We start from the raw sequence: 26,242 nt of genomic DNA, 5'->3' as shown, positions 1-26,242 counted from the left end.
TCCTCCTAAACTGTTCGTCTAATATTATTTCTCGTTCTTTGGTTGAAGAACTAAGAACATGCTTCGGCCTTCCATCTTCGGTTTTTGTTCTACCGTTGATACTTCAGCACAAGCTTCAGCAAAACGATCTAACACACGTTGACCAATGTCTTTATGTGTAATCGCACGACCTTTGAAACGTAAGCTACATTTTACTTTATCGCCTTTTTCAAGGAATTTAATCGCATTACGTAACTTCGTTTGGAAATCATGCTCATCGATTGATGGGCTCAAACGAACCTCTTTCATGACGATGACCTTTTGATTTTTACGAATTTCACGGTCTTTCTTTTGCTGTTCAAACTTAAATTTACCATAGTCCATGATACGAGCGACTGGCGGCTTGGCTTGAGGGGCCACAAGGACAAGATCCAAGTTTACACGAGTGGCGATTTCTAGCGCTTCATTACGTGTCTTTACACCAAGCTGGTCACCATTGTGATCGATTAATCGAAGTTCACGTGCGCGAATGCCTTCGTTTACATACATGTCTTTGCTAATAGTAATCCACCTCCAAGTAGTTGTCGCGAATACATGGTTTGGGCAAAGTCTTGCCCGGTTGAACGGTACATCCTCTTGTCATGTCCATAAAAAAAGGACGGACATTTTTGAAGATGTCCGCCCGCTATATGTGCATGCGCAAGTCTACGCAAAACAATTCAACGTGTCATACCTGTTCACAGCCTTTAAAGCGTTGTATCAGGTGAGAAGCGGGCAGCCTCTACTTCAACCACAAACTTTGTATTCATTAACCTTAACTATATTAGCATGTATATGATAAGCTGTCAAATGTTTATTTTCTTATCACTACTAGCTTAGCCTAAATGTAAATGTTCTATACAAAAACAAGATTCATTTTACACAGAAACCCTCACTTTGGCAAGCGTACTTTATTATGAAAGCTTATTTTGTAATTTCGGCTTTTATAGTTGCTAGGAAATCCTCAAAGCTAATTGTTTCGGAATCTTTTGAGCCATAGCGTCGAACATTTACGCCATTTGCCTCTACTTCCTTGTCACCAATTACTAGCATATACGGAATCTTTTTCATTTGTGCTTCACGGATTTTATAGCCTAATTTCTCTTCACGATCATCCATTTCCACACGCAAGCCAGCTGCTGTTAATTGCTCTTCAATTTGTTTTGCATAGTCGAAGTGTGCTTCATTCGATACTGGAATAACTTCTACTTGTACTGGTGCTAACCAAGTTGGGAATGCCCCTTTGTATTCTTCAATTAAGAAGGCAACGAAACGTTCCATTGTTGATACAACTCCACGGTGAATAACAACTGGACGATGTGGTTTTCCATCTTCCCCAACATACGTTAAGTCAAATCGCTCTGGTAATAAGAAGTCTAATTGAACTGTAGATAAAGTTTCTTCTTTACCAATCGCTGTTTTTACTTGAACGTCAAGTTTAGGACCATAGAATGCCGCTTCACCTTCTGCTTCGAAGTAATCTAAGCCAAGCTCATCCATTGCTTCTTTTAACATGCTTTGTGCTCTTTCCCACATTGCATCATCATCGAAGTATTTTTCAGTATCTGCTGGGTCGCGATAAGATAAACGGAATGAGTAATCATTTAAATCGAAATCTTTATAAACCTCTAAAATTAACTGTACTACTTTTTGGAACTCCGCTTTAATTTGATCTGGACGAACAAAAATATGTGCATCGTTTAAAGTCATTCCTCGTACACGTTGTAAACCTGAAACCGCTCCTGACATTTCATAACGGTGCATTGTACCAAGCTCTGCAATACGTAATGGTAGGTTACGATAAGAATGCATGCTGTTTTTGTATACCATCATATGGTGAGGACAGTTCATCGGACGCATAATTAATGTCTCGTTATCCATCTCCATTGGTGGGAAAATAGAATCTTGGTAATGATCCCAATGACCCGAAGTTTGATAAAGCTCTTTCGAACCTAATACAGGTGTATAAACATGTTTATAACCTAGTGATAATTCTTTATCGACAATATAACGTTCAATAACACGACGAATTGTTGCACCATTTGGTAACCAAAGTGGTAAACCTTGACCTACTTTTTGAGAAGTTGTAAATAGTTCTAACTCTTTCCCGATTTTACGGTGATCACGTTCTTTTGCTTCTTCTAGCATTTGTAGGTGATGTTTTAATTCTTCTTTTTTGAAGAACGCTGTACCATAAATACGTTGTAGCATTTTGTTATCAGAGTTCCCTCTCCAATATGCACCTGCTAATGATAACAGCTTGAATTCACGTAGTTTCCCAGTTGATGGTACGTGAATACCACGGCAAAGATCGAAAAACTCGCCTTGATAATAAATAGATACTTGCTCATCTGCTGGAATGGCCTCAAGTAATTCTAATTTGTATTCATCGCCAATCTCCTCATAGATTGCTTGTGCTTCGGCACGGCTTACATTTTTACGTTCTACCTCTAGGTTTTCAGCAATAATTTTTTTCATTTCTTTTTCAATTGTTGGCAAATCTTCAGCAGTAATTGGTGTTGGTGAGTCAATATCATAGTAGAAACCACCTTCAATGACTGGGCCAATACCAAGCTTCACATCTGGGAATAGACGTTTAATAGCTTGTGCTGTTAAATGGGCAGTAGAGTGACGTAAAATTTCAAGTGCTTCCACATCATCTTGTGTAATAATCGCAATTGTTGCATCCTCTTCAATTGGTGCTTTTAAATCTACTAACACACCATTGATTTTACCGGCATAAGCTTTTTTACGTAAGCCAGGGCTAATAGATAATGCTACATCATCAGTTGATGTACCTTTTGCAAATTCCTTTACAGCGCCATCTGGGAAAGTTAATTTAATCATTTCTGACATATTCTTTGCACTCCTTCATTTTGTTGAATACATAATGCTTGATGATTAGCTTGAGTCATTGTTTGTGTGACTTCGGCTTGAATTGAGCGGGGTCCTACTCGGTTAGAGTGGAGACATTACTTTCATGAGCTACTTCTTTCCTTTTATGAGCGGAGCCACCATTTCACACAACGATTTCAATGAAATCTGAGACAAATAAAAAAGCCCCGTCCCTACGAAAGGGACGAAGCGTATGCTCGTGGTTCCACCCTTCTTCCTTCCGACTTATCCAAAGTCAGACGAAGCTCAAGGCTAGCTAACGGGCTAGGGACCGGCGAAAGATTATCCCTTTCGCTGCTCAGTAGGTAGTAAATGATGTGCTCACACTAGGAAGTTTTCAGCCAATGACTTCCCTCTCTATAAGCCGATACACAAAATTCATGTCCTCATCAATGCATATTGATATTAAGTATATGAGTCAGTATACGCTCGATTGTCGAAAAATGCAACTATCAATGCCATGTTACATTCTACGATTATTACCTCGCATTTCAATGGGCTCAGTCAAGGCTTTTATTCGTTCCATAATACGTCCTGCCTTTACAACCTCGATATCACCTTTTTGTGACTGTGCTAAATGATGCTCTAATTCATCGTAATTAAAATTAGATGTAATAAACGTTGGCAATTGCTCTGCCATACGATAATGGAAAATAGTTCCTAATATTTCATCTCGTGTCCAAGCCGTCATTGTTTCTGCGCCTAAATCATCTAGCATTAAAACAGGAGCTTTTTTTATATAATCAATTTTCTCGTTCAAGGTATTGTCGCCAATGGCGTTTTTCATTTCTCGTAAAAACTCTGGAACAAAAACCACAACAGAGCGAATTTTAGTGGACGCTAATTCATTAGCTAGTGCTCCAAGTACAAAAGATTTCCCTACACCAAATTTACCGTATAAGTAAAAACCTTTTGAAGGTAATTGACCTGTTTCTTTTGTCATTTTTACAAATTGAGCTGCCTTTTGTGCAATTGTCACACGTGATTCATCATCAATACTTAAATCTTGAATAGTTGCTTGAAGCACGTCTTTTGGCATGTGCATACTGGCAATCATATTCGCAACATCTCGACGTTCTTCTTCTCTGATTTTTTGCTCACAGCGTACATAGTCCATTTCAATAGAATTCCGTACTACCCTTAATGTAGGAAGGAAGCCTTTTAAATAGTTTGTACAATGTTCCGTATTGTCACAGCCACAGCACTCAGTAGATTGACTAATAAACTCATGAAGCTTAGGTAAATTTCGCTCTATATTGTCATAGTTTAATTCATCTGCATGCTGAGCTAGAAATTCCTGCACACGTGGATGTTCTAAAATTTCACGTCGCATTGCTTCATAGCGTTCTTGAAACGAGGGTACATTAATTGCTCGTTTTAATGGTCCATTTATAGGTTCGATAGTTGTTCACCTTCTTTACTATTCACTTTTTCCTAGCATCTCTAATATTTTCTGTCGCTCTTTTTCAAAATCTATTGTGCTAGAAGTAGATTCCTCTTGTTTTTCATTCCGTTTATAGAACCATTCAGGCACTTTTTCTTCACGTTGCTGTCCTGAACGTCTTTTGTTTTGCTGATTCGTTTTACTTGTAGTCTGTGGCTTATTTTTCCAAGCCGTATATTTATCATGCTCTTGACGTGCAAGCTCCATAGCTTCCTTGGCTGTTTGAACATTTTTACGTACCCAGTGATCCGCAATCGTTTCCACATATTTTTTTGGCAGCTTCATATCTGTCGTTAGCATAACGTATTCTAACAAAGCATTGACCACTCCAATAGGCATACCATGCTGAACGATTAAATTTTCCGCTAGCTGGACAGAAGTTTGCAAAGGCTCTTTTCCATTATTAATATCACGTAACACTTGTACAGGTGCTGTCGTTTCTAAATAGTGTTGGAGCTCTTGATCCTTCGTTTTTTGCCCTGCTTCTGCTGCTGGTAATGGTTCAGTTACCCGTGCTAATTTTGGCGGCTCCTTTGACACGGTTAATTTATAAAAATCGGCAGCAGCCTTACGTAAACGTTCCTGGGAAATTCCTAAATCATCATCCAAAGCAAGAATCACAACTTTTTGCATATCAAGGGCCGTTAAATGATATAAAAACGCCAGTTTTGCTATCGCTTCACGTACTTCTAATGTCAGCAAATTGGAAGGTACCAATTGCTCTGACAAACCTGCTTGTAATAGCTCAAAATCAAATTGCTCCAAATAAAAAGGATATACTTTCGGTTGTTTATCCTTATGACTCGTATCTACTTGTATATCTGCTGGAATATTAGCATGAACAGGCTTAAAGACATCAATAAAGGCACGGGACACATCCTTAAGCTCCGTATCCTTTATTGGTGACATAAAGCGCTGACGTAAATTTCGATAGGCCTGTTCGCCAATTTTGCTAAACAAAAACATCGACAGCAACGGGTCTTTCATAAAGCTATCTGCATCTAGTGGGCGCTGTAGCTCATATAAAAAACTACGCTCACCAGCATTTTCCTTTTTCCATGTACGCAGCAAACCAATTGCCTCTAGTGCAATACGAGCTTCAAACACTTTACCAATGGGCAATCCAAGCACATTCATTAAATAATAATGTGTCATTTGTTGTTTTGGCATTTGCTCTGCTTCCGCCCATAATGTTAAATAAAGGCTGATTGGCTCTGAACCCGTTAATGGTTGATAAAATAATGTAACTAATTGACGCTCCTGTGTAGAAAATACATGAGGTAGACGAATGTCGAAAGGATCGCCAGGCTGCAATTCCTTATATAAATGAATCAACGTCATTCATCCTCTCTGTTTGCTATAATTTCTTCTCCGTCTGACGTTGAATAATGTCCTTTATTTCCTCAATAAAGACATTGATATCTTTAAACTGACGGTAAACCGATGCAAAACGCACATAAGCGACCTCATCGATTTTGGCTAGGCGGTCCATTACCATTTCACCAACATCTTCTGAACGTACTTCTGAATTTCCAATACGGCGAAGATCCTTTTCAATTGACAGGACAAGCTCCTCCAGTACATCAAGCGCCACTGGACGTTTTTCACAAGCACGAATAAGCCCACGAAGTACCTTCTCACGGCTAAACTCCTCTCGTGAACCTTCCTTTTTCACTACAACTAATGGTGTTTCTTCAATCTTTTCAAACGTTGTAAAACGGAAGCCACATGACTCACATTCACGACGTCTACGAATTTCTTTGTTATCATCTACTGGCCTCGAATCCACAACACGCGTTCCGTTAAATTGGCAAGATGGACATCTCATATAATTACTCTCCTGATTTACAACATTTTAATATTTCTATTATAACAAATTTCCTACATGTAAGAAAAGTGCATTCATGTTTGTGTGCTCATGATAAACCTAAAGAACCTAAAGCACAAGGAAAGTTTCTCCAAAAAAAGAGCACATTGAAACCATGTCGATTTCAATGTGCTCTCTATAAAAAATTATTACGCGTTTACTGTCTCTAAAGCATTCGCCACTTTTTTCACAAGGTCTACAACACGTGCAGAGTAGCCCCACTCGTTGTCATACCAAGCAAGTACTTTCACTTTGCGATTGCCTAAAACCATTGTAGAAAGTCCATCAACTGTTGAAGAGTAAGTAGTTGTATTGTAATCAGCAGATACTAATGGTTCTACTGAGAAGTTGAGAATGCCCTTCATTGGCCCCTCTGTTGCAGCTTTTACGAATGCTGCATTGACAGAGTCAACTGTGACATCCGTATTTAAATCTACTACAAGGTCTACTAAAGATACGTTTGGTGTAGGAACGCGAAGTGCCATACCATGAATTTTACCTTCTAATTCAGGTAAAACTAATTTCAATGCTTTTGCAGCACCTGTAGATGTTGGAATAATAGATTGTGCGCAGCCGCGTGCACGACGTAAATCTTTATGTGGATTGTCTAAGTTCTTTTGGTCGTTTGTATATGCATGAACCGTTGTCATTAAGCCATTTTCAATGCCAAATGTGTCATTCAATACTTTTGCAACTGGCGCTAAGCAGTTTGTTGTACAAGAAGCATTTGAAATAACATCATGTTTCGCAATATCGAGTTTGTCATCATTTACACCTAAAACAATTGTGACATCTTCGTTTTTACCAGGTGCTGTTAGGATTACTTTTTTTGCCCCAGCCTCTAAGTGCATAGCTGCTTTATCACGCTCATTAAATTTACCAGTAGCTTCAATAACAATATCTACACCCATTTCAGCCCAAGGTAATTTTAATGGATCACGTTCACTAATAATTTGAACACGTTTACCATTTACAACTAAAGCATCGCCTGCTGGTTCTACCGTACCCTCAAATGTTCCGTGATTTGTGTCATACTTAATCAAATGTGCTAACGTTTCTGCTGGATAGCTTGCATTAATTGCAACGATGTTTAAACCTTGTTGTACGATAGCCTGGCGGAAAACCATACGTCCGATACGCCCGAAACCATTAATAGCAATTGATACTGTCATTTATAATATCCTCCCGTGAGTACAAACTCAAATTAATTAATTATATACTTTATGGTGATTAGTATAACACAATTTTAAAAAAGATGAACATTATATATTGAGAATATAAAAGTTCTTATTTTCTGAAAAATTATTCTTTATTATGGCATTTTCCCATAAAAAAATGCGCAGCAAGATTGGCTTGCTACGCACCTGATTGACCAATTAAATAACACTCCAATAGCGCAGGATTTTTATTAATTGTTCCTCTGTGTTTTCTATATTCTCATTATTGTAAATGACCGCATGTGCACCTTTTTCTTTGACAGACATCGGTAGCTGCGAGTGCATACGCGCCAATGCATCCTCTTTCGATAAATGATTGCGTTCCATTAAGCGACGGAGCTGAACTTCTTCACTGACTGATACCACAATGATACGCTCTACAAAATGCTGCAGCTTACTTTCAAATAACAATGGAATGTCCATTACCACATGCTCATGTCCTGCCTCTAAATAGGCATCGCGCTGACGTAGCATTTCTTTGCGAATAGCTGGATGCATAATATCATTTAATATTTTGCGCTTAGCAGGCTCATGGAAAATGATATCCCCAAGCATTGTTCGATTTAAATGGCCATCCTCAAGCAAAATGGCTTGTCCGAAGCTTTCAGCAATGAATGCTAAAGTCTCTGTTCCTGGTTCTACAACATCTCGTGCTACAACATCTGCATCGACAATCGGTAACCCCAGTTCGATCATCATTTTTGCTACTGTACTTTTTCCGCTTGCAATACTCCCTGTAAGTCCGATAATCATCGTTAAATCCCCTTTAATGTTGACAATTTGGGCAATAAACTGAGGTACGCCCACCAATCGTCATTTGACTTGTTGCCATTTCACATACTGGACATAGCTTTTTCCCATACATTTGCAGTCGATTTTGCATACTCCCAGCTTCCCCATTAATATTTCGATAGTCGGATATCGTTGAACCGCCTGCTTCAATGCTTTGACGTAGGACAGTAACAATTTCCTTGAATAATGCCCGCTTCCGCTTTTCACTGATGCGGTTCATTTTGCGTGCTGGGTGAATTTTCTGAGCAAACAATGCCTCTGTAGCATAAATATTGCCACAGCCCGATATGACTTGCCCATCCATAATCACTTCTTTTACCGCCTTATTTTCATATTTCGGTAATTTAGATTTTGCTATAAAAAAGTCACATGCATGCTCATCAAATGGCTCTGGGGCCATTTTTGTTAATGGCGCATGATCTTCAATTTTTGTTAGAAAGCGAAGTTCGCCAAAGCGGCGAATATCCGAATAAATCAAGTATCCTCCATCAGCCATTTTAAATGTGGCATGAATATGCTTTTGGAATTTTGCCTCATGGATTTCTTCTGGTGAATTGACAACAAACCAGGCACCTGTCATGCCTAAATGACTGACAAGGACATATGGAACATCATCCCTCAGCAAATGAAAGAAAATGTATTTCGCTCGTCGTTCAATTTTGGTAATGGTCATCTGGGACATCGTTATTTCAAAAGCATCAGGCTCTGCTTGTTTTACAATACATTGTTTCCCTTCACTAAAAGAGAAATGTACTCTTTCAGATAGTTGAACCTGTTGAATGGTGCGTCCTTCAATCTTTGGTTTCAATGCCTGGACGACACCTTCCACCTCTGGTAATTCAGGCATTTGAATCCCTCCTTATTTTGCCTCGTACCATGTCGAGCCATGGTTAAAATCTACTTTGAGCGGTACTGAAAGCTCAATAGCATTTTCCATTACCTCTGGTACAATTTTTTCTAGCAATGCAATTTCTTCCTGAGGTGCTTCAAAGATCAATTCATCATGCACTTGAAGAAGTAGCTTTGCCTGCATTTTTTCTTTTTTCAATCGAGCATCCATATCGATCATCGCTTTTTTTATAATATCCGCAGCACTTCCCTGAATCGGCGTATTCATCGCAGTACGCTCTGCAAAGCTTCTTAAATTAAAGTTGGAGCTTGTAATGTCTGGTAAATAGCGACGTCTATTTAAAATCGTTGTGACATAACCATTAAATTTCGCATTTTGCACAATATCATCCATATACTGTTTCACACCGGGGAAACTTGCGAAATACTTTTCAATAAACGTGGCTGCTTCCTTACGTGTAATATCTAAGTTTTGTGAAAGGCCATAATCACTAATACCATAGACAATACCAAAGTTAACAGCCTTCGCTGCACGACGCATATTGCTATCAACCTCTTCTTCGGCTACATGGAATACATCCATAGCAGTACGTGTATGAACATCCATCCCTTCACGGAAGGCCTCTACAAGGTTTTTATCTTCCGACATATGTGCAAGCACTCGCAATTCAATTTGTGAGTAGTCAGCAGAAAACAGAATCCACCCCTCTTTTGATGGGACAAATGCTTGACGGATTTTGCGACCCTCTTCTAAACGAATCGGGATATTCTGCAAATTTGGATCAGTGGAGCTTAAACGCCCTGTCGCCGTTAATGCTTGTTGGAAGCGTGTATGGACCTTGCTATCTGATTCATGGATTTCCTTTAATAAGCCTTCAATATATGTGGATTGTAATTTTCCAAGCTGGCGATACAACAGAATATGTTTGATGATAGCATGCTCTGACTGTAATTTTTCCAGTACATCAGCCGCTGTTGAATAGCCCGTTTTGGTCTTTTTAATGACAGGTAACCCTAGCTTATCGAATAAAATAACACCTAATTGTTTAGGGGAATTAATATTAAAGGTTTCTCCAGCTTCCGCATAAATTTCTTGCTCAATCACTATCAGCTTATCATTAAGCTCTTGACCCATTTTCTCTAACGTAGCACGGTTAACAGTAATCCCTTCACTTTCCATCTCGCCCAAAATCCCTGCCAATGGTAGCTCTAGGTTTTTATAAAGTTCAAATTGTTCATTCTCTTTTAATAAGGTTGCTAACTTTGGCTGTAATGACCACACAGCAAAGGCTTTACGGCTAACATGCTGTGCAAGTTGATCCATGTCAGGAATTGCACGCTTAGCTCCCTTTCCATAAACCGTCTCATCTGCTTGAACATCATAGTAACCTAATTCCTTCGCAAGTGTTGCTACATCATCCCCGCTTAATCCAGGATTATTAATATAAGAGGCTAGTAGCAGATCAAAGTCAACGCCTGCCAATTGAATACCTACTCGCTTTAATGCCGCTTGAGCTGCCTTTGAATCGGACATATACTTTATTTTTGTGGCATCTTCTAGCCAGCGACGGAGCGCATCCGATTTTGCTGCAATATCAAATGGAATATATTGCGTCTTTGTTCCATCTGACAACGCAATTCCTAGTAGCTGACAAGTGTGATAATGCTCATTTTCCAGTTCAACATGGACAGCCATTACATCTAGTAAATCCTCTGGTTGCACTTCTTCGGCTAGTACATAATCGAAAGGTGCTTGCTCTTCTTCCTGCATTGTAAAATCACTTTTATCAAGGAGTGATTTAAAGCCAAGCTCACGCCAGACATTGATTAATTCTTCTTCATTTGGTCCGTTATAGGCGAGGTCAGCAAGTGAAATCGTAATAGGGGCTTCTGTATAGATCGTTGCCAGCTTCTTACTCATGATAGCCTGCTCTTCATTAGCCACCAGCTTTTCCTTCATTTTAGAAGCTTTCAATGTATCCATCGCCTCATAAAGTGCCTCAACGGAGCCATGCTCTTTCAATAATTTAACAGCGGTCTTTTCACCAACACCTGGCACACCAGGAATATTATCGGAGGCATCCCCCATTAAACCTTTCATATCGATAATTTGTAGCGGTGATAAACCGTATTTTTCTGCAATAAAGGCAGGTGTATTTTTCTCAATTTCTGTTATGCCTTTTTTCGTAATATAAACGGTTACTTGCTCTGTCGCCAGCTGCGTTAAATCGCGGTCTCCCGTTACGATGATGACATCCATATCTTGTGACGAAGCCTCTTTAGCAAGCGTCCCAATAATATCATCCGCTTCATATAATTCTTGCTCATATTGCTTAATACCATAGGCATCTATAAGCTTTCGTAAATAAGGGAACTGCTCTGATAGTTCTGGTGGTGTCTTTTGTCGCCCACCTTTATATTCCGTGAAAGTTTCATGGCGAAACGTAGTTTTTCCTGCATCAAAGGCCACCAATATTTTCGTTGGCTGTTCTTCCTCTAATATTCTTTGTAGCATTGTTGTAAAGCCGTATACAGCATTAGTATGAATACCACTATCATTCGTTAACAATGGCAACGCAAAAAACGCGCGATACGCTAAACTATTACCGTCCAATAATAGTAATTTTTCTTTGGTCATGATTTTATCCTCCTGCGTTGTCTTCTACTTCCCTCTACTTTATCATAACAATGCATTTCAAGTAAAAAAAGCAGACGGTCATCCGCAAGATTATCCGCTACCTTCGAGGTGCTAACCGTCACTTTCGGCACGCTATCCATCACATTTGTGGTTTTATCCATCACTTCTGCATCTCGATCCATAGCAAAAAGCCAACCGCTCAATGCGATTGGCTTTATTAATACATCATCAAACCGTTAAAAGGTTATAATCTGGGTCCATCTGAAATTTCAATATTCGATAGCTGTTATTGATTGGATGTACGATAAAAAATTTCTTCATATATGACGGTTAATATAAATGCATTCATAAAGGCAATCACTAGAAATAATGGCATACCACCTAATTGTGGCTGTGTCAACTCTTGACTAAATACCATTACCATACTGATTTGTGCCAAAAAGAAAATAAAGCCGATCCCTACTTGCCAAATAGGACGCTGAATCTTACGTTTTTCATACCAAAACAATTTTTTAAACAAATTTCTTACATCCGCTGCAATAATAATACTCATTAAAAAGATACAAACAAAAAAGACTGGTATATGATAAACACTTTTCGTCACCCAGGAAAATTCAGATAGGCGAAAGAAGAGTGTCAATAACGATGCTATACTACAAGCGATCCCTAAATTTTGGAGCCATGTGCTAATTTTTAATTTCAAAGCTCTTACCCCCAACTATTCATTTTAAACATTTTCATTCTATCAAATTATAGTAGATTGGGGAATATAAAATTATAAATTTCTATTATTTTCATAAAATAACAATCCAAATAAATAGATAATTATAATTCTGTAGCAATAAAAAAGACGCCTCTTTCATAAGAGACGACTTTAATTGACTGTTTATTTTATATAACCAGACAAAATATTGGCATATGGTGAAGTAGAAGGTAAAATGATGACCGTATCTTCTCCAACCGTTTTCTTATATGATTCTAGCGTGCGGTATAAAGAATAAAATTCAGGATCTTGAGAGAATGATTTATTATAAATTTTTGCAGCTTCTGCTTCACCTTCAGCTTGAATAATGGCAGCTTCTTTATTGGCTGTAGCTAGCATTTCTTGTACTTCTTGATCTGTTTTGGCTTCAATACGACGTTTCTGAGCATCTCCCTCAGAAAGATATTTTTGGGCAATGGATTCACGATCTGAAATCATGTTCGTAAAAACAGATTGCTCATTTTCAGTTGGCAAATCAATGCGACGAATACGTACATCTACTACTTCAATGCCGTATTTATCGTTTGAAAGCAGTTCATTAACACGTTCAGTCACCGTATCATTAATGCTGCCTCTCGAAGAATCCTCATCATTAATTATTTGATTATAATCAATTCGTCCAAGCTCAGATCGAATAACAGAATAAATAAATTCTTCCATTCGTGATTCCACTTTTTCAATCGTCCCAGCATTAGAAATTAATAATTTTGGATCTGTAATACGCCATACAGCATAATTATCGATAATTATTCGCTTCTTATCCTTTGTATTAATCTCTTCTTCTGAAATTTCATATGTCATTTGGTTTTTTGGTAACTTAGTGACACTTTGAATAAATGGAATTTTCATATTTAAACCGGGTTCGCGCTCGAACTTAACAACCTCTCCGAACTGTCGAACAACTGCATATTCCGATTCCTTCACTATATAAATATTCGTTAATAAAATAATCACTAGAGCAAATACAGCTGTTAATGTTACAGCTAGAGAGATATACTTCTTTGGATTATTAGGACCTTTTTTTGACATTTTCACTACATTGTCCCCTGAGTCGCCTTCTGATGGAGCAGCTTTTTTACTTTTGCCCGATAAAAAATTGAGGAATTTGTCAAGATCCTTATTTTTTTGGTCCATTAGTTACCGCTCCCTTCTTTTTTCTCTGTTTGTGTCTGCTGAGGTTGTAGTGACTGTAGCGGCAAGTACTTCATCGTACTACCATCATCATTCATAATGTAAATTTGTGCTTTTGGTAAGACATTTTCTAGCGTCTCTAAAATTAAACGCTCACGTGTAATTTGTTGATTGCCTTTATACTGCTCATACATTTTATTAAAGACAGCTACATCACCTTGTGCTTGCTCAATACGAGCTGTTTTAGCACCTTTTGCCTTTGACATAATCGCATCTCGTTCACCCTGGGCTTCATTAATGCGTTGGTTTTCATATTTTTCAGCTTCATTTATTTTCGTATTTTTCATTTCACGTGCATCTGTAACAGCTGTGAATGCTGCACGCACATCTTTATTTGGCAATTCTACATCTTGTAATTTTACACCTAAAACACTAATTCCAATATCGTACTTTTCTATAAGAGATACTAATAATTGACGCGTTTTTGCTTCGATATCAGCTTTACCTTCTGTTAACGCTGCATCGATAGAAGAACTTCCGATAATAGAACGAATGGCACTCGATGTCGCGCTATGTAATATTCTTTCAGGATCTTGTGAATTAAATAGAAACTTATTAGGCTCAGTAATTTTCCATTGAACAACAAGGTCTGTTAAAACAATATTTTCATCCCCTGTAATCATCTTTGTTTCAGCATCGTAGGCCTCTAGATCTCCCTCTTTATTTTGCTTATAGCCAAATTGTAAACTAAATGTTTCTTTTGATAAAATTTCGACCGACTGCACTGGCCAAGGTAATTTAAAGTGAAGACCTGGATTTGTAACCATATCATCGGCACGACCAAATGTAATGACAACAGCTTGTTCTGATTCATCCACCGTGTACCATGATGTAAAAACTGTAATAAGTGCAATAATACCAAATATTCCAAGTCCAACTATCATTAGTGTCCTTTTCACACTCATGTCTATTCCTCCCTTTTGCTTAGTACTATTGTTTACGGGAGACCTTAAGAAAAAGTTTCAAAATATTTTCATATAATTATTTTTACGTGACGCTTTGTAAAAACATTTCTGAAGCAAGATAAAAAAATCCTGTTACCTTTTATGGCAACAGGATATTGATAACCAGATGTTCAAATACTGGGAAAATGGTTGTAGATAATACAATGCTGATTAAGGCGGCAACGATCATTGCCAGGCTAGCAAATGTTCCTTCTAGCTCGCCAAGTTCAAATGCTTTAGAAGTACCAGTTCCATGAGCACCCATCCCAAGCATTAGGCCTCTAGATGAAGGTCTGTGGAAACGGCATATTTTAATAACGATGGGTGCCAACAAGCTCCCTAAAATACCAGTCGTCATAACAAATACGGCTGTAAGAGTAGGGGAACCTCCAATCATATTTGAAATGTCCATCGCTATCGGTGTTGTTACTGAACGTGGCACTAAGCTATGCACCAACTCATCATTTAGCCCTACCACTAGAGCCATGATAAAGGATGATACGATAGCAACTGCAGAGCCAACCGCAATACTGACGAAAATTTCGAATGCGTGTTTTTTTAATAGATTCACATTTTTATAAATCGGAATCGCAAACGCAACGGTTGCTGGCCCTAGTAAATTTGTTAAAACATTCGCTCCAGTATTATAGGTTTTATAAGGTATGCCTGTCAGCAATAAAATACCTATAATCACTAAAGGCGTCATCAGCATGGGTGATAACCATTCTTTTTTATATTTCTTATAGAACATTTTACAAATATAGAAAATAGCAATAGTTCCTAATAAGCTGATGATAGCAATAAATAGACTCATACTGTATCACTCTTCTTTCGTTGCTCTAGCCATTGTGCTGTATAGCCCGTTACAAACATCACGACAATTGCACTTACAGCAATGACCAGCACAACCTTCATTCCTTGCACACCGAATAAGGCATGATAATCAATTACACCGATGGCAGATGGGATAAAGAATAGTAAGAGTTCACTTAGTAATACAGCTGCTCCTAATTCAATCCATTCAAGCTTGATTATATGAAACTGTAAAAGTAAAAATAATAGGACGAGCCCTATTATGCTCCCTGGAATCGGCAAGTGAAGTAGGCGTGCAATAGTATTTCCGATAAATAATAAGATGTAAAGATAGCCGATCTGCACGATACTTTTGACGATTTTCATGGTCATCCTTCTCTCATTTTTTTCTCTGCCTCAACAGTCAGAAAAACACAATTCAAAATGAAAAGAAGGTTGATTCACTGACTGTCAAAGCGATGGTTTAACAAACAATTGCCAAAAAAATTGTTGTTAAACTTTATGCTACTATACTTTACACCTATTTTTCCTCCCTGTAAAACAGAAAAAGAATGTAGTGCCTAAAAAAGACACTACATTCTTTCTGTGGTGAAAATAAAATCCTTATTAAAAAATCTCCAACTAGATAGTAGATTTTTTATGGTTATCGTCTTAACAATCATATAGGGGGTTTCTAGTAATTAGTATAGTACCCAAATATGAATATAACATGTTGTTCATGTAAAGGAATTGTTAATCTTTTGGAATCATGACAATCATTTTAGTCCCCATTCCGACTTCGCTTTCTACTTGAATACGACCATGATGGGCCTCTACAAGATGCTTCACAATCGCTAACCCTAATCCTGTTCCGCCAGAATTACGACTTCTTGCTCGGTCCACACGATAAAAACGCTCAAAAACACGGGCAATTTCATGCTTTTCAATACCAATTCCTTGGTCTTCTATTTCGATAATGCCATGTGTTTCATTTTCCTTTAAACGAATGGAAACAGTCGTGTTTTCAGGAGAATATGTAATAGCATTGGTAATTAAATTCGTCACGATTTGAATAATACGGTTGGCATCTCCCATTACTTGGACATCTCGTTCGAAATCTACTTGGAAGCTCATATTTTTCTCATCTAACCGCGGTGCAGTCAGCTCTGCTCCACGGATTAAAACATCTTGTAAGCCCATCGGCATAATATTAACAGTAAAGCCATGCTGCTCAATTTTTGACAGCTCTAATAAATCTTGAATGAGCATTTGAAGTCGATTACTTTCTTTATAAATGATCTCTAAAAAGGAGATCAGCATTTTTTCATCCTTATAGGCCCCATCCAATAATGTTTCCGAAAAGCCTTTAATAGAAGTAATAGGTGTACGTAATTCATGTGATACATTAGCAACAAAGTCTTTTCGAATTTGCTCCAATCGAACAAGTTCCGTTATATCGTGCATAACGATAACAACGCCTAGCCATCGTCCATGATCCCCGATGACAGGTGCCCCGTAGACTTCTTTATTATAGAGCTCCTGCTGTATTTCCATTTTGATTTGTTGTCGATAAGGCATCTCTGTTAGAAAGACATGATCGATAAATTGCTCTAATGATTTTGGTAAACCTATTGTACGAAATACCTTTCCTTGTACATCATCAAGCTGCATATCAAAGCGCTCTAGAAATACCCGATTCACGATGGAAATATTTCCTTCACGGCCAATCATCATGAGAGAGCTTCCCATATTTTCAATTAAGGTCTTCAGTCGTTCTTCCTCTACTTCACGTATCGTCGTAATATCCTGTAAATTACGTGCTAAAATATTTATGGAATGACTGAGTGGTATCATGCGTTCATGTTCATTTTCATGGGCACGTGCACGGTAGTTTCCCTTGGCAAGCTCAAGAGCCGTTTCTGTCACGTTATCAATAGGTGCCGTAAAATTGCGAATCATATAACGGCTTACAATGGCGATTAAAATTAATGTGATGGTGAAAAGAACAGCTAGTACTAAGTAGAGTCGGGCATGCACATAGGACAACAAGGATTCCTCTTGTTTCATGCTTTGTACTGCATACAATGCTTCCTGATCTTCCTTTGATAATTCCATCTTGCGTTCATCGATTACTTGATCCATCGACGCCTGTAATTGCGTGGTTGCTTGTTCATTGTATTGCTTGATATAAACAGGAAAAAGCTGACCTATAACAATCATTAGGACAGCTAGTATCGTTCCAAGTAAAAGCATGAATGTCAAGAATAAGCGGTTGCTCATTGATTTCATGTCGTTTTCGGCTCCTCAAATTTATAACCTAGGCCTCTGATTGTTTTAATGAACATTGGCTTACGGCTATTTTCCTCGATTTTATCGCGAAGGTGGCTAATGTGTACATCCACAATTCGAGTATCGCCAGCAAAATCATATTTCCATACAGCACTTAATAGCTGATCACGTGTTAAAACTCGATTTTTATTTTCAAGTAAGTAAATAAGTAGCTCAAACTCTTTTGGTGTAAATTCCAATGCTTCGTCTTGTAAAAAAACTTCAAAACGCTCTGGAAACACTCTCAATTGTCCAAACTCATACATTTTTTCTTTAGGCTCATCCTTATCATCTACCACAACATTTTGTGTGAAACGTCTTAACACAGCCTTGACACGTGCCAATACTTCACGTGGACTAAAAGGCTTTGTCATATAATCATCTGCGCCTAGCTCAAGACCAAGAACTTTATCAAATTCGTCATCTTTTGCAGTTAACATAATGATAGGCGTATTCATACGTTGCTGTCGGATTTGTTTACATACCTCCATACCATCTAGTTTTGGAAGCATCAAATCCAAAAGAATTAAATTGGGCTGTAGGTCGATTGCTTTTTCAAGTCCTTCCTGACCATCAGCAGCCGTTTCAACGACATAGCCAGCCTGTTCTAAATTATATTTCAATAATGTTGCAATCGAAAATTCATCTTCAATAACTAAAATTGTTTTTGTCATGTATAATGCCTCCGTAAGTGATTTGAAACCCCCATTTCAAATCTCAAGACGTCTATAATGTAAGCGGTGGTGTCACCAACAGCATCCCTTCAATCACAAGCTCCTTTTGCTCATTATATGAGTGTACAGATACCGTAATCGTATTGTCGTATTTATTGACTGCCGTTACCTCTAAAAGCGTATCAAATAATTCATAATGATAGAGAGGACCTAAATATTTTAAATGTTGCTCAATAATTCGCGCACCTGGCCCCGGAATATACTTGGACACAGCTGATGTAATAATTCCATTTAACATAATTGTCGGCACAATTGGTTTTTGAAAAGGTGTCATCGCCGCATAATCATGTTGAATATAAAGCGGATTACTATCGTTTGTCAGCCCTAAATACAGCAATAAATCCCTATCCTCGATTTTTTCTGTTATATGGATCTTCTCGCCAACTGTAATTTCATCAATTGTGAGACCAAGTTTACTATTTTTTTGAAGCAAAGATACGCCAACCCCTTTTCTATCATACTACATTCATAGTATCAATTTTATGCTAAAAGTACAATGAAAAGCAGAAGGACCTTAAGCTTCCTAACACTTGAACATAAAAAAACGAGCAGGAATTATCCTGCTCGTTTTCGAGTAAGCTCGAAAAAATCTGTTTAATAACGCTGATGCATTATTCATTTACACTAAAATTTTCATCACATTACGGACTGCATCTGCCGATTGGTCTAAAGCTGCCTTTTCTTTGTCCGTTAACTCAAGCTCAAAGATTTTTTCAATACCATTGGCTCCAAGTAAAGTAGGAACGCCTAAGTATAAATCATGGTAGCCATATTCACCTTCTAAATAAGCGATAGATGGCAAAATACGTTTCTGATCTTTAATAATGGCTTCAGCCATTTCAATCAGTGCCGCAGCTGGCGCATAATAGGCAGAACCATTGCCAAGTAAGTTGACAATTTCTGCTCCACCATTGCGTGTACGATCAACAATCTCTTCCAAACGTTCGGCAGAAATTAATGTTTCTAACGGAATGCCACCTGCAAATGAATAGCGTGTTAATGGCACCATTGTGTCACCATGACCACCCAATACAAAGCCAGTAATGTCTTTCACTGAAATATTGAGCTCTTGTGCTACAAATGCACAGAAACGAGCTGTATCAAGAACACCCGATTGACCGATAACACGATTTTTCGGGAAGCCAGTTTCTTTGTATACTGTATAAGTCATGGCATCAACTGGATTTGTCAGTACAAGGATTGTAGCATTTGGTGAATGCGTAGCAATTTCTTTTGAAACAGTTTTCATGACACCTTGATTGATTTGAACGAGATCATCACGACTCATACCTGGTTTACGCGCAACACCAGCAGTAATGATGACTACATCCGAATCAGCCGTATCTGCATAATTGGAAGTGCCTTGTACATAAGAATCAAACCCTTGTATTGGTGCTGCTTCCCACATATCTAGTGCCTTTCCCTTTGTTGGATTTTCTGCTTGTGGAATATCCACTAATACGACATCACCAAGTTCTTTCTGAGCTGCTAAAAATGCTGCCGTAGCGCCTGTAAAGCCGCCACCGATTACTGAGATTTTTTTACGTTTCAGAGACATTTTGAATACGCTCCTTTAAAATTAGGTTATATATTTTAAAAGAGGGAGGAGACATACATCTCACTCCCTCGTTTAAACAAGTTTATCGTAAATATTCAATTTAAATTTACTTTCACCCTAATTATATCGGCAGAATAAACTATCCGCTTTAGTGATAATTCCTATTTTAGAATAGAAATTATAGGTTTTTGATTAACTCGTTCGCGAATTCTGAACATTTCACTTCTGTAGCGCCGTCCATTAAACGTGCGAAGTCATAAGTTACAACTTTAGAAGAAATTGTTTTCTCAACAGATTTAGTGATCATGTCAGCAGCTTCTTGCCATCCTAAGTGTTCAAGCATTAATACACCTGAAAGTAAAACTGATGATGGGTTTACTTTATCTTGGCCAGCATATTTTGGAGCTGTACCGTGAGTAGCTTCGAAGATTGCATGTCCAGTTACATAGTTGATGTTTGCTCCTGGAGCGATACCGATACCACCAACTTGTGCAGCTAGAGCATCAGAAATATAGTCACCGTTTAAGTTCATTGTAGCTACTACATCGAACTCAGTTGGACGAGTTAAAATTTGTTGTAAGAAGATATCAGCGATAGAATCTTTCACTAAGATTTTACCAGCTGCTAAAGCGTCAGCTTGCGCTTTGTTTGCTGCTTCTTCACCTTGTTCAGCTTTGATTGCATCATATTGATTCCAAGTGAATGTTTGATCAGCAAATTCTTTTTCAGCTAATTCATAACCCCATTTTTTGAATCCACCTTCAGTGAATTTCATGATGTTACCTTTATGAACTAAAGTAACAGATGGGCGTTTATGTTTAATTGCATATTCGATAGCAGAACGTACTAAACGCTCAGTACCTTCTTTAGATACAGGTTTTACACCAATACCAGAAGTTTCTGGGAAACGGATTTGGTTTACACCAAATTCAGTTTGTAGGAAGTTGATGATTTTTTGAGCTTGTTCAGAGCCAGATTCGAATTCAATACCAGCATAGATGTCTTCTGTGTTTTCGCGGAAGATAACCATGTCAACGTCTTCTGGGCGTTTAACTGGAGAAGGCACTCCATCAAAGTGACGTACTGGACGTAAGCATACATATAAGTCAAGTTGTTGACGTAATGCTACGTTTAGAGAGCGGATACCACCACCGATTGGCGTAGTAAGAGGACCTTTGATTGCAATTAAGTATTCGTTAATTTTGTCTAAAGTTTCTTGTGGTAACCATTCACCAGTTTGGTTAAATGCTTTTTCACCAGCTAAAACTTCTAACCATTCAATTTTCTTTTCACCGTTATAAGCTTTTTCTACAGCTGCGTCGATTACGCGTGATGCTGCTGCCCAGATATCTGGACCAATTCCATCACCTTCGATGAAAGGAATTACTGGATTATTTGGTACATTAAGTACGCCATTTTCAACTACAATTTTGTTTGACATTCTGTTGCCTCCTAAATTCATAATCATAGGACTGTGTTAGTGATAACACAGTCCCAAACATTCTAGCATATTTTCCAAATTAGCGCTCGCTGATTGGAATATATTTTTGCATGCCTGGTCCAACATATTCAGCACGTGGACGGATTAGGCGGTTGTTTGCATATTGCTCAAGGATGTGTGCCACCCAACCTGAAGTACGAGATACTGCGAAAATTGGTGTGAACAGGTCATGATCAATACCTAAAGAATCATACACTGACGCAGAGAAGAAATCTACGTTTGCAGGTAATTTCTTTTGTTCCACGATCATGTCATGGATTTTAACTGACATCTCATATAGCTCTGGTTTACCAGTTAGCTCAGTTAATTTTTTAGACATTACACGTAAATGTGGTGCACGAGGGTCGCCTTTACGATATACGCGGTGACCGAAGCCCATGATTTTTTCTTTGTTGTCTAATTTATTTTGAATGTAAGATTCAACATTTTCAAGTGAGCCGATTTCAGATAACATTTTCATCACTTGCTCATTTGCTCCACCATGAAGTGGTCCTTTTAATGCACCGATTGCTGCTGTTACACCTGAATAAACGTCTGATAAAGTAGCTACACATACACGTGCTGTAAATGTAGATGCGTTTAATTCATGGTCAGCATGTAATACTAATGCTTTGTCAAATGCTTCAATTTCAATAGCTGCTGGCTCTTCGCCTTTTAGCATGTATAAGAAGTTTGCAGCATATCCTAATTCAGGTTTTGGCTCAACTGGCTCTAAACCTTTACGAACACGTGCAAATGCAGTTACTGCTGTAGCAATTTTAGCTTGTAGACGAATTGCTTTACGGTAGTTTGCTTCTGGATCCATAACATCCGCTTCTTCATCGAATACACCAAGTAAAGATACTGCAGTACGCAATGCAGCCATTGGATGTACAGTTGAAAGTGGGTATGTTTTGAATTGGTCGACAATCGCTTGCGGAATTGACATATTGTCTGCCAATTGTTGTTTTAATTCAGCTAGCTCGTCCTCTTTTGGTAAACGAGTATGCCATAACAAGTAAATTACCTCTTCGAATGACGCATTTTCTGCTAAATCATCAATGTTGTAACCAACATATGTAAGTGTGTCATCGATAATTGAACTGATTTTAGATTCCGCTGCTACGATACCTTCTAAACCTTTAGTTGCTGACATAAATTATCGCTCCCTCATATTTAAACTTTGTTATAAATGCGTTTTTTTTGTTGCATTTACGGTTTTTGCTCATATGAACCATTAAGTAAATCGCTTACATTGCTATTATAATCATTTTTGACAGCTTTGTGAATGAAAATCCTCCAAATAAAGAAAAAGACGTCCGAACGACTATATATTTGTTCCAAAGAGATTTTTTTGTATATTTTGACAATCGTATTATCAATTGATTTGAGGTGAATTTGTAAAAATGAGGAATTTAAAGTATTTTTCATATGAAAGAACTACAAGTGTTTTACTTTTTATTTTTTATTTAGTAATACTTTGGTTTGTATTACCTGTTTCACTTGCAATTTTTTTATCCTTTTCGACGTATCCTGTTATAAATTTCTTACATAAATATTGTAGGATTGCCTATTGGATCGCAGCAATTATTGTGGAAGTACTCATATTAACTTGTATTTTTCTTCTTGTTGTCATATCCATTAACAGTATCATTGTTATCTTTCCAGAAATTCGAGAGACATTACAAAATTTCCCGCTTTTTAGTGAATATGAATCCATGTTTGTACAAGTATTAAAAGAAAAGTCACTGTCCATATTTGATTCTATCATCATTTACACAGCAGATCTTTTCCAAGTATTAATGAAGCATGTTATCGAGGTGTTTATTTTTTTAGTCGCTTATTATTTCGCTTTATTAGAAACACGGAAATCACGCTATTGGTTTTTTCAATATGTCCCTAAGAAATATCGCCATGAGTGGCAATCTCATTTTGCAAAAATCATGCAACTCTTTCATTACTTCTTATTCGTGGAGTTTCAATTATTCACCATTACCCTACTAATCCTTTGTGCAGGGTTTATGATCCTCCAGTTTGAACAAGCCATCATTAAAGCTTTTATTGTAGCATTTGCAGATGTATTACCATTTTTCGGAATCGGTGTTTTTCTTGTACCAATGAGCATTTATTTTTATTTCAACGGCAACACCTTTTTATGTGTAGCCATTCTACTACTGTATTTATTTGTTCAATTAACAAGGCAGCTAGCTGATTCAATGCTTTGGTCCAATACGCTACAATTACGTACATTCCATACATTTTTTATCAGTGCTGCCTCTATTCTATTGTTTGGCTTTTATGGGATCTTGCTTAGCCCTATCTTTTTATTTTTAGCAGTAAAGCTAAAGGAAAACTCTATCTTTGAACGATAATGAATTGGCCTTTTTTCATTTTTTTACGCATCCAGTAATAGACAACTGGTTGGAACATTTTTCGAGAAAATGGCATGAGCAATAGTAGACCAATCAGATCTGTTAAAAATCCTGGTAATGCTAAAAGCAAACCACCACTAAACGTTAATAATGCATCCACTAAAGCAGCACCTGGTGCCTCTCCGCGTGCCAACGTATTTTTTACATTTTGGACAGAATTCATACCCTTATTCTTCATGACATAAATGCCAATAACGCTCGTTGCAATAATGAGCAATAAAGTACTTAAAACACCAATATTTTGTCCAATGACTATTAATAACGCCAATTCGGCTAAAGCGTAGACAACGAAACCAAGAAAAATTTTACGCATATTTTTCTCCTTTCTACATGAAAAGCTATACCTTTTATACGTTATTATAGCCCATTTAGTTTCATAAAAAAATGAATACCCTCATTCAAAGAGAATGTCTATTCCTTAGTATGGATAGAGAAAAGAAGTTACCACAAAATGTGTACAACCTTATTTAAAAGCTCTAGTACAAAAAATCGCACTAGAGCTTTTCGTTACTTGTTAAAGAACACTCGCATGTCCTTTGTAAATAACTCCTGTTTCAGCGTCCATTGTAATCTCTTGATCATGACGTATTAATGTTGTGGCTTCTTTTACGCCCACAATTACTGGAATACCAAGGCTTAGACCAACAACTGCTGCATGACTCGTTAGACCACCTTCTTCAGTAATCAGACCAATACAATTTTCTATAGCTGGCATCATATCTCGATCAGATCCAACTGTTACAAGGATGCATCCTTCTGTATCGTAAGCAAGTGCCTCAGCAGCATTTTTGGCAACGACTGTCTTCCCTACAACAGAGGCTTTGCCAATCCCTTGACCACGAGCTAGTAAATCTCCGATAATGTGTACTTTCATTAAGTTTGTTGTACCTGCTTCACCTACTGGCACACCTGCTGTAATGACAACAGCATCTCCGTGCGTAACGAAACCATGTTTCAAGCTTTCATCTACAGCTAGCTCTAAAATTTCATCTGTTGTTGTCACTCGTTGACAAACAATTGGATAGACACCCCATACTAATGTTAAAGTATTGGCTGTATTTGGAGAGCCTGTCACTGCAACAATTTGCACACCTGGTCGATACTTGGCGATCATTCTTGCTGTATTACCACTTTCAGTTGGTGCTAATACGGCTTTTACCCCTAAATTGATAGATGTATATGCTACTGCTTGAGAGATAGCCTCCGTCATATTCGCTTCTTTTTCACGACTACGGGCAGAAACAATTTTTCGATAGTCTAAAGAATTTTCAGTATGCTGTGCAATTTTATTCATTGTTTGAACTGATTCTACTGGATAAAGACCCGCAGCAGTTTCACCTGATAGCATGATGGCATCTGTTCCATCGATGATTGCGTTCGCTACATCACTTGCTTCTGCACGTGTTGGACGTGGGTTACGCTGCATAGAATCTAACATTTGTGTTGCCGTAATAACCGGTTTACCTACTTGATTACATTTTAAAATCAATTTCTTTTGAACAAGTGGTACTTCTTCTGCTGGAATTTCAACACCAAGATCTCCACGAGCAACCATTAATCCATCAGATACTAGGATGATTTCGTCGATATTATCGACACCCTCTTGGTTCTCGATTTTCGGGATAATTTGAATATGACTACCACCATTTTGTTCAAGCAATTCACGGATTTCAAGCACATCCTTTGCACGACGAACAAATGAAGCAGCAATAAAGTCTACACCTTGCTCAATACCGAATAGAATATCTTGCGCGTCTTTTTCTGTGATCCCTGGTAGCTGTACAGAAACACCTGGTACATTTACACCTTTTTTATTTTTTAGGACGCCAGCATTTTCAACAATCGTATGAATTAAACCTTTTTCCAGATCAGTTGCTAATACGCGTAACTGAATAAGACCATCATCAAGTAAAATAATTGAGTTTTGCTCAACATCTTCAATTAAACGCTCATATGTGACAGAGAAGCTTGTCTCAGTACCTTCTACTTCAGTCATTGAAATATCAATCACTTGGCCTGCTGCTAAATGTAGCTCACCATTTTTCATATTATGTGTACGAATTTCAGGTCCTTTTGTATCAAGTAAAATTCCTACTGGTTTGTTTAACTTTTGTGCCACTTCACGAATTAATTGAATACGCCCTGCATGTTCTTCATGAGATCCGTGTGAAAAATTCAAGCGGGCTACATTCATACCTGCTTCCATTAATTTTTCTAAAGTTTCTGCCGACTCACTTGCAGGTCCGATTGTACATACGATTTTTGTTTTTCTCATTTTTGCCCACTCCGTTTTATAACAA

24 protein-coding genes and 1 other annotated feature are annotated in these 26,242 nt (G+C 37.9%); of the genes, 1 reads left to right on the top strand and 23 read right to left on the bottom strand.

Going from position 1 to position 26,242, the window contains the following annotated elements; genetic code table 11:
* Nucleotides 1–24 precede the first annotated feature (24 nt).
* From infC to citZ, 21 genes are all read right to left on the bottom strand, one after another.
* Nucleotides 25–528, bottom strand: coding sequence for a translation initiation factor IF-3 (gene infC / locus MHI34_RS13660; protein ID WP_025114499.1), 504 nt, complete (start codon nt 526–528; stop codon nt 25–27).
* A gap of 95 nt (nt 529–623) precedes the next feature.
* Nucleotides 624–772 (bottom strand) — a sequence feature (ribosomal protein L20 leader region).
* A gap of 170 nt (nt 773–942) precedes the next feature.
* Entirely contained in the window at nt 943–2,874 is a 1,932-nt protein-coding gene (gene thrS / locus MHI34_RS13655) for a threonine--tRNA ligase (RefSeq protein ID WP_036118963.1), read from the bottom strand.
* A 502-nt stretch (nt 2,875–3,376) separates the two neighbouring features.
* Nucleotides 3,377–4,306, bottom strand: a complete 930-nt coding sequence (dnaI, locus tag MHI34_RS13650) for a primosomal protein DnaI (RefSeq protein WP_255358782.1) — start codon at nt 4,304–4,306, stop codon at nt 3,377–3,379.
* A gap of 27 nt (nt 4,307–4,333) precedes the next feature.
* Nucleotides 4,334–5,698, bottom strand: coding sequence for a DnaD domain protein (locus tag MHI34_RS13645; protein ID WP_342503533.1), 1,365 nt, complete (start codon nt 5,696–5,698; stop codon nt 4,334–4,336).
* A gap of 16 nt (nt 5,699–5,714) precedes the next feature.
* A complete protein-coding gene (gene nrdR, locus MHI34_RS13640; protein WP_036118958.1) occupies nt 5,715–6,185 on the bottom strand; it encodes a transcriptional regulator NrdR in 471 nt (156 codons plus the stop codon).
* A 188-nt stretch (nt 6,186–6,373) separates the two neighbouring features.
* Nucleotides 6,374–7,396, bottom strand: coding sequence for a glyceraldehyde-3-phosphate dehydrogenase (locus MHI34_RS13635; protein ID WP_036118955.1), 1,023 nt, complete (start codon nt 7,394–7,396; stop codon nt 6,374–6,376).
* Between the two features lie 204 nt (nt 7,397–7,600).
* Complete coding sequence (coaE, locus tag MHI34_RS13630; RefSeq protein ID WP_036118953.1) at nt 7,601–8,194, bottom strand: dephospho-CoA kinase; 594 nt, start codon at nt 8,192–8,194, stop codon at nt 7,601–7,603.
* 13 nt (nt 8,195–8,207) lie between these two features.
* On the bottom strand, nt 8,208–9,080 hold the full coding sequence (mutM, locus tag MHI34_RS13625; protein WP_036118952.1) for a bifunctional DNA-formamidopyrimidine glycosylase/DNA-(apurinic or apyrimidinic site) lyase: 873 nt from the start codon (nt 9,078–9,080) through the stop codon (nt 8,208–8,210).
* Between the two features lie 12 nt (nt 9,081–9,092).
* A complete protein-coding gene (gene polA, locus MHI34_RS13620) occupies nt 9,093–11,720 on the bottom strand; it encodes a DNA polymerase I (protein ID WP_036118950.1) in 2,628 nt (875 codons plus the stop codon).
* Entirely contained in the window at nt 11,717–11,902 is a 186-nt protein-coding gene (locus tag MHI34_RS13615) for a hypothetical protein (RefSeq protein WP_036118948.1), read from the bottom strand. The genes polA and MHI34_RS13615 overlap by 4 nt, the downstream gene beginning before the upstream one ends.
* A gap of 104 nt (nt 11,903–12,006) precedes the next feature.
* Nucleotides 12,007–12,423 carry a hypothetical protein gene (locus MHI34_RS13610; RefSeq protein ID WP_036118946.1) on the bottom strand — a complete coding sequence of 139 codons (417 nt, stop codon included), beginning with the start codon at nt 12,421–12,423 and terminating at the stop codon, nt 12,007–12,009.
* 183 nt (nt 12,424–12,606) lie between these two features.
* Nucleotides 12,607–13,617, bottom strand: a complete 1,011-nt coding sequence (locus MHI34_RS13605; protein ID WP_036118944.1) for a protease modulator HflC — start codon at nt 13,615–13,617, stop codon at nt 12,607–12,609.
* On the bottom strand, nt 13,617–14,579 hold the full coding sequence (gene hflK / locus MHI34_RS13600) for an FtsH protease activity modulator HflK (RefSeq protein ID WP_036118942.1): 963 nt from the start codon (nt 14,577–14,579) through the stop codon (nt 13,617–13,619). Before hflK ends, MHI34_RS13605 begins: the two co-directional genes overlap by 1 nt.
* A gap of 139 nt (nt 14,580–14,718) precedes the next feature.
* Entirely contained in the window at nt 14,719–15,432 is a 714-nt protein-coding gene (locus MHI34_RS13595; protein WP_340809328.1) for an LrgB family protein, read from the bottom strand.
* Complete coding sequence (locus MHI34_RS13590; RefSeq protein ID WP_036118937.1) at nt 15,429–15,797, bottom strand: CidA/LrgA family holin-like protein; 369 nt, start codon at nt 15,795–15,797, stop codon at nt 15,429–15,431. The genes MHI34_RS13595 and MHI34_RS13590 overlap by 4 nt, the downstream gene beginning before the upstream one ends.
* A 366-nt stretch (nt 15,798–16,163) precedes the next feature.
* Complete coding sequence (locus tag MHI34_RS13585; RefSeq protein WP_036118935.1) at nt 16,164–17,699, bottom strand: ATP-binding protein; 1,536 nt, start codon at nt 17,697–17,699, stop codon at nt 16,164–16,166.
* Complete coding sequence (locus tag MHI34_RS13580) at nt 17,696–18,412, bottom strand: response regulator transcription factor (protein WP_036118933.1); 717 nt, start codon at nt 18,410–18,412, stop codon at nt 17,696–17,698. Before MHI34_RS13580 ends, MHI34_RS13585 begins: the two co-directional genes overlap by 4 nt.
* Before the next feature lie 52 nt (nt 18,413–18,464).
* Complete coding sequence (locus tag MHI34_RS13575) at nt 18,465–18,905, bottom strand: MaoC/PaaZ C-terminal domain-containing protein (RefSeq protein ID WP_141904685.1); 441 nt, start codon at nt 18,903–18,905, stop codon at nt 18,465–18,467.
* Nucleotides 18,906–19,091: 186 nt separating this feature from the next.
* Nucleotides 19,092–20,030, bottom strand: coding sequence for a malate dehydrogenase (gene mdh, locus MHI34_RS13570; RefSeq protein WP_036118928.1), 939 nt, complete (start codon nt 20,028–20,030; stop codon nt 19,092–19,094).
* 178 nt (nt 20,031–20,208) lie between these two features.
* Nucleotides 20,209–21,471 carry an NADP-dependent isocitrate dehydrogenase gene (gene icd / locus MHI34_RS13565; RefSeq protein ID WP_036118927.1) on the bottom strand — a complete coding sequence of 421 codons (1,263 nt, stop codon included), beginning with the start codon at nt 21,469–21,471 and terminating at the stop codon, nt 20,209–20,211.
* Nucleotides 21,472–21,550: 79 nt separating this feature from the next.
* Nucleotides 21,551–22,666 (bottom strand): citrate synthase, encoded by a 1,116-nt coding sequence (gene citZ, locus MHI34_RS13560; protein WP_036118926.1) that lies wholly within the window; start codon nt 22,664–22,666, stop codon nt 21,551–21,553.
* 250 nt (nt 22,667–22,916) lie between these two features.
* On the opposite strand from citZ, the gene MHI34_RS13555 reads away from it, so the two are divergent.
* Nucleotides 22,917–23,882 carry an AI-2E family transporter gene (locus MHI34_RS13555; RefSeq protein WP_082673687.1) on the top strand — a complete coding sequence of 322 codons (966 nt, stop codon included), beginning with the start codon at nt 22,917–22,919 and terminating at the stop codon, nt 23,880–23,882.
* Here MHI34_RS13555 and MHI34_RS13550 read toward each other — a convergent pair.
* Both MHI34_RS13550 and pyk read right to left on the bottom strand, forming a co-directional pair.
* Complete coding sequence (locus tag MHI34_RS13550; protein WP_051891590.1) at nt 23,866–24,255, bottom strand: FxsA family protein; 390 nt, start codon at nt 24,253–24,255, stop codon at nt 23,866–23,868. The two genes, MHI34_RS13555 and MHI34_RS13550, sit on opposite strands and share 17 nt — an antisense overlap.
* Before the next feature lie 201 nt (nt 24,256–24,456).
* The gene (gene pyk, locus MHI34_RS13545; RefSeq protein ID WP_271910704.1) at nt 24,457–26,217 is read right to left on the bottom strand and encodes a pyruvate kinase; all 1,761 of its coding nucleotides are present in this window, start codon (nt 26,215–26,217) and stop codon (nt 24,457–24,459) included.
* Nucleotides 26,218–26,242: the final 25 nt, after the last annotated feature.

The organism is Lysinibacillus sp. FSL L8-0126 (assembly GCF_038630385.1).
Lineage (GTDB): Bacteria > Bacillota > Bacilli > Bacillales_A > Planococcaceae > Lysinibacillus > Lysinibacillus fusiformis_D.
Note: the sequence above shows the minus strand (reverse complement) of the source record. Positions and strands in the feature narration are given on the sequence as shown.

What these genes read in the sequence shown, in the direction of transcription:
- pyk (WP_271910704.1), bottom strand. Translation starts at nt 26,217, where the DNA reads ATGAGAAAAACAAAAATCGTATGTACAATCGGACCTGCAAGTGAGTCG.
- nrdR (WP_036118958.1), bottom strand. Translation starts at nt 6,185, where the DNA reads ATGAGATGTCCATCTTGCCAATTTAACGGAACGCGTGTTGTGGATTCG.
- MHI34_RS13580 (WP_036118933.1), bottom strand. Translation starts at nt 18,412, where the DNA reads ATGACAAAAACAATTTTAGTTATTGAAGATGAATTTTCGATTGCAACA.
- MHI34_RS13555 (WP_082673687.1), top strand. Translation starts at nt 22,917, where the DNA reads ATGAGGAATTTAAAGTATTTTTCATATGAAAGAACTACAAGTGTTTTA.
- thrS (WP_036118963.1), bottom strand. Translation starts at nt 2,874, where the DNA reads ATGTCAGAAATGATTAAATTAACTTTCCCAGATGGCGCTGTAAAGGAA.
- citZ (WP_036118926.1), bottom strand. Translation starts at nt 22,666, where the DNA reads ATGTCAGCAACTAAAGGTTTAGAAGGTATCGTAGCAGCGGAATCTAAA.
- MHI34_RS13635 (WP_036118955.1), bottom strand. Translation starts at nt 7,396, where the DNA reads ATGACAGTATCAATTGCTATTAATGGTTTCGGGCGTATCGGACGTATG.
- MHI34_RS13550 (WP_051891590.1), bottom strand. Translation starts at nt 24,255, where the DNA reads ATGCGTAAAATTTTTCTTGGTTTCGTTGTCTACGCTTTAGCCGAATTG.
- polA (WP_036118950.1), bottom strand. Translation starts at nt 11,720, where the DNA reads ATGACCAAAGAAAAATTACTATTATTGGACGGTAATAGTTTAGCGTAT.
- MHI34_RS13645 (WP_342503533.1), bottom strand. Translation starts at nt 5,698, where the DNA reads ATGACGTTGATTCATTTATATAAGGAATTGCAGCCTGGCGATCCTTTC.
- infC (WP_025114499.1), bottom strand. Translation starts at nt 528, where the DNA reads ATGTATGTAAACGAAGGCATTCGCGCACGTGAACTTCGATTAATCGAT.
- mdh (WP_036118928.1), bottom strand. Translation starts at nt 20,030, where the DNA reads ATGTCTCTGAAACGTAAAAAAATCTCAGTAATCGGTGGCGGCTTTACA.
- MHI34_RS13590 (WP_036118937.1), bottom strand. Translation starts at nt 15,797, where the DNA reads ATGAAAATCGTCAAAAGTATCGTGCAGATCGGCTATCTTTACATCTTA.
- MHI34_RS13585 (WP_036118935.1), bottom strand. Translation starts at nt 17,699, where the DNA reads ATGAAATCAATGAGCAACCGCTTATTCTTGACATTCATGCTTTTACTT.
- hflK (WP_036118942.1), bottom strand. Translation starts at nt 14,579, where the DNA reads ATGAGTGTGAAAAGGACACTAATGATAGTTGGACTTGGAATATTTGGT.
- mutM (WP_036118952.1), bottom strand. Translation starts at nt 9,080, where the DNA reads ATGCCTGAATTACCAGAGGTGGAAGGTGTCGTCCAGGCATTGAAACCA.
- coaE (WP_036118953.1), bottom strand. Translation starts at nt 8,194, where the DNA reads ATGATTATCGGACTTACAGGGAGTATTGCAAGCGGAAAAAGTACAGTA.
- icd (WP_036118927.1), bottom strand. Translation starts at nt 21,471, where the DNA reads ATGTCAAACAAAATTGTAGTTGAAAATGGCGTACTTAATGTACCAAAT.
- MHI34_RS13595 (WP_340809328.1), bottom strand. Translation starts at nt 15,432, where the DNA reads ATGAGTCTATTTATTGCTATCATCAGCTTATTAGGAACTATTGCTATT.
- MHI34_RS13615 (WP_036118948.1), bottom strand. Translation starts at nt 11,902, where the DNA reads ATGGATCGAGATGCAGAAGTGATGGATAAAACCACAAATGTGATGGAT.
- MHI34_RS13605 (WP_036118944.1), bottom strand. Translation starts at nt 13,617, where the DNA reads ATGGACCAAAAAAATAAGGATCTTGACAAATTCCTCAATTTTTTATCG.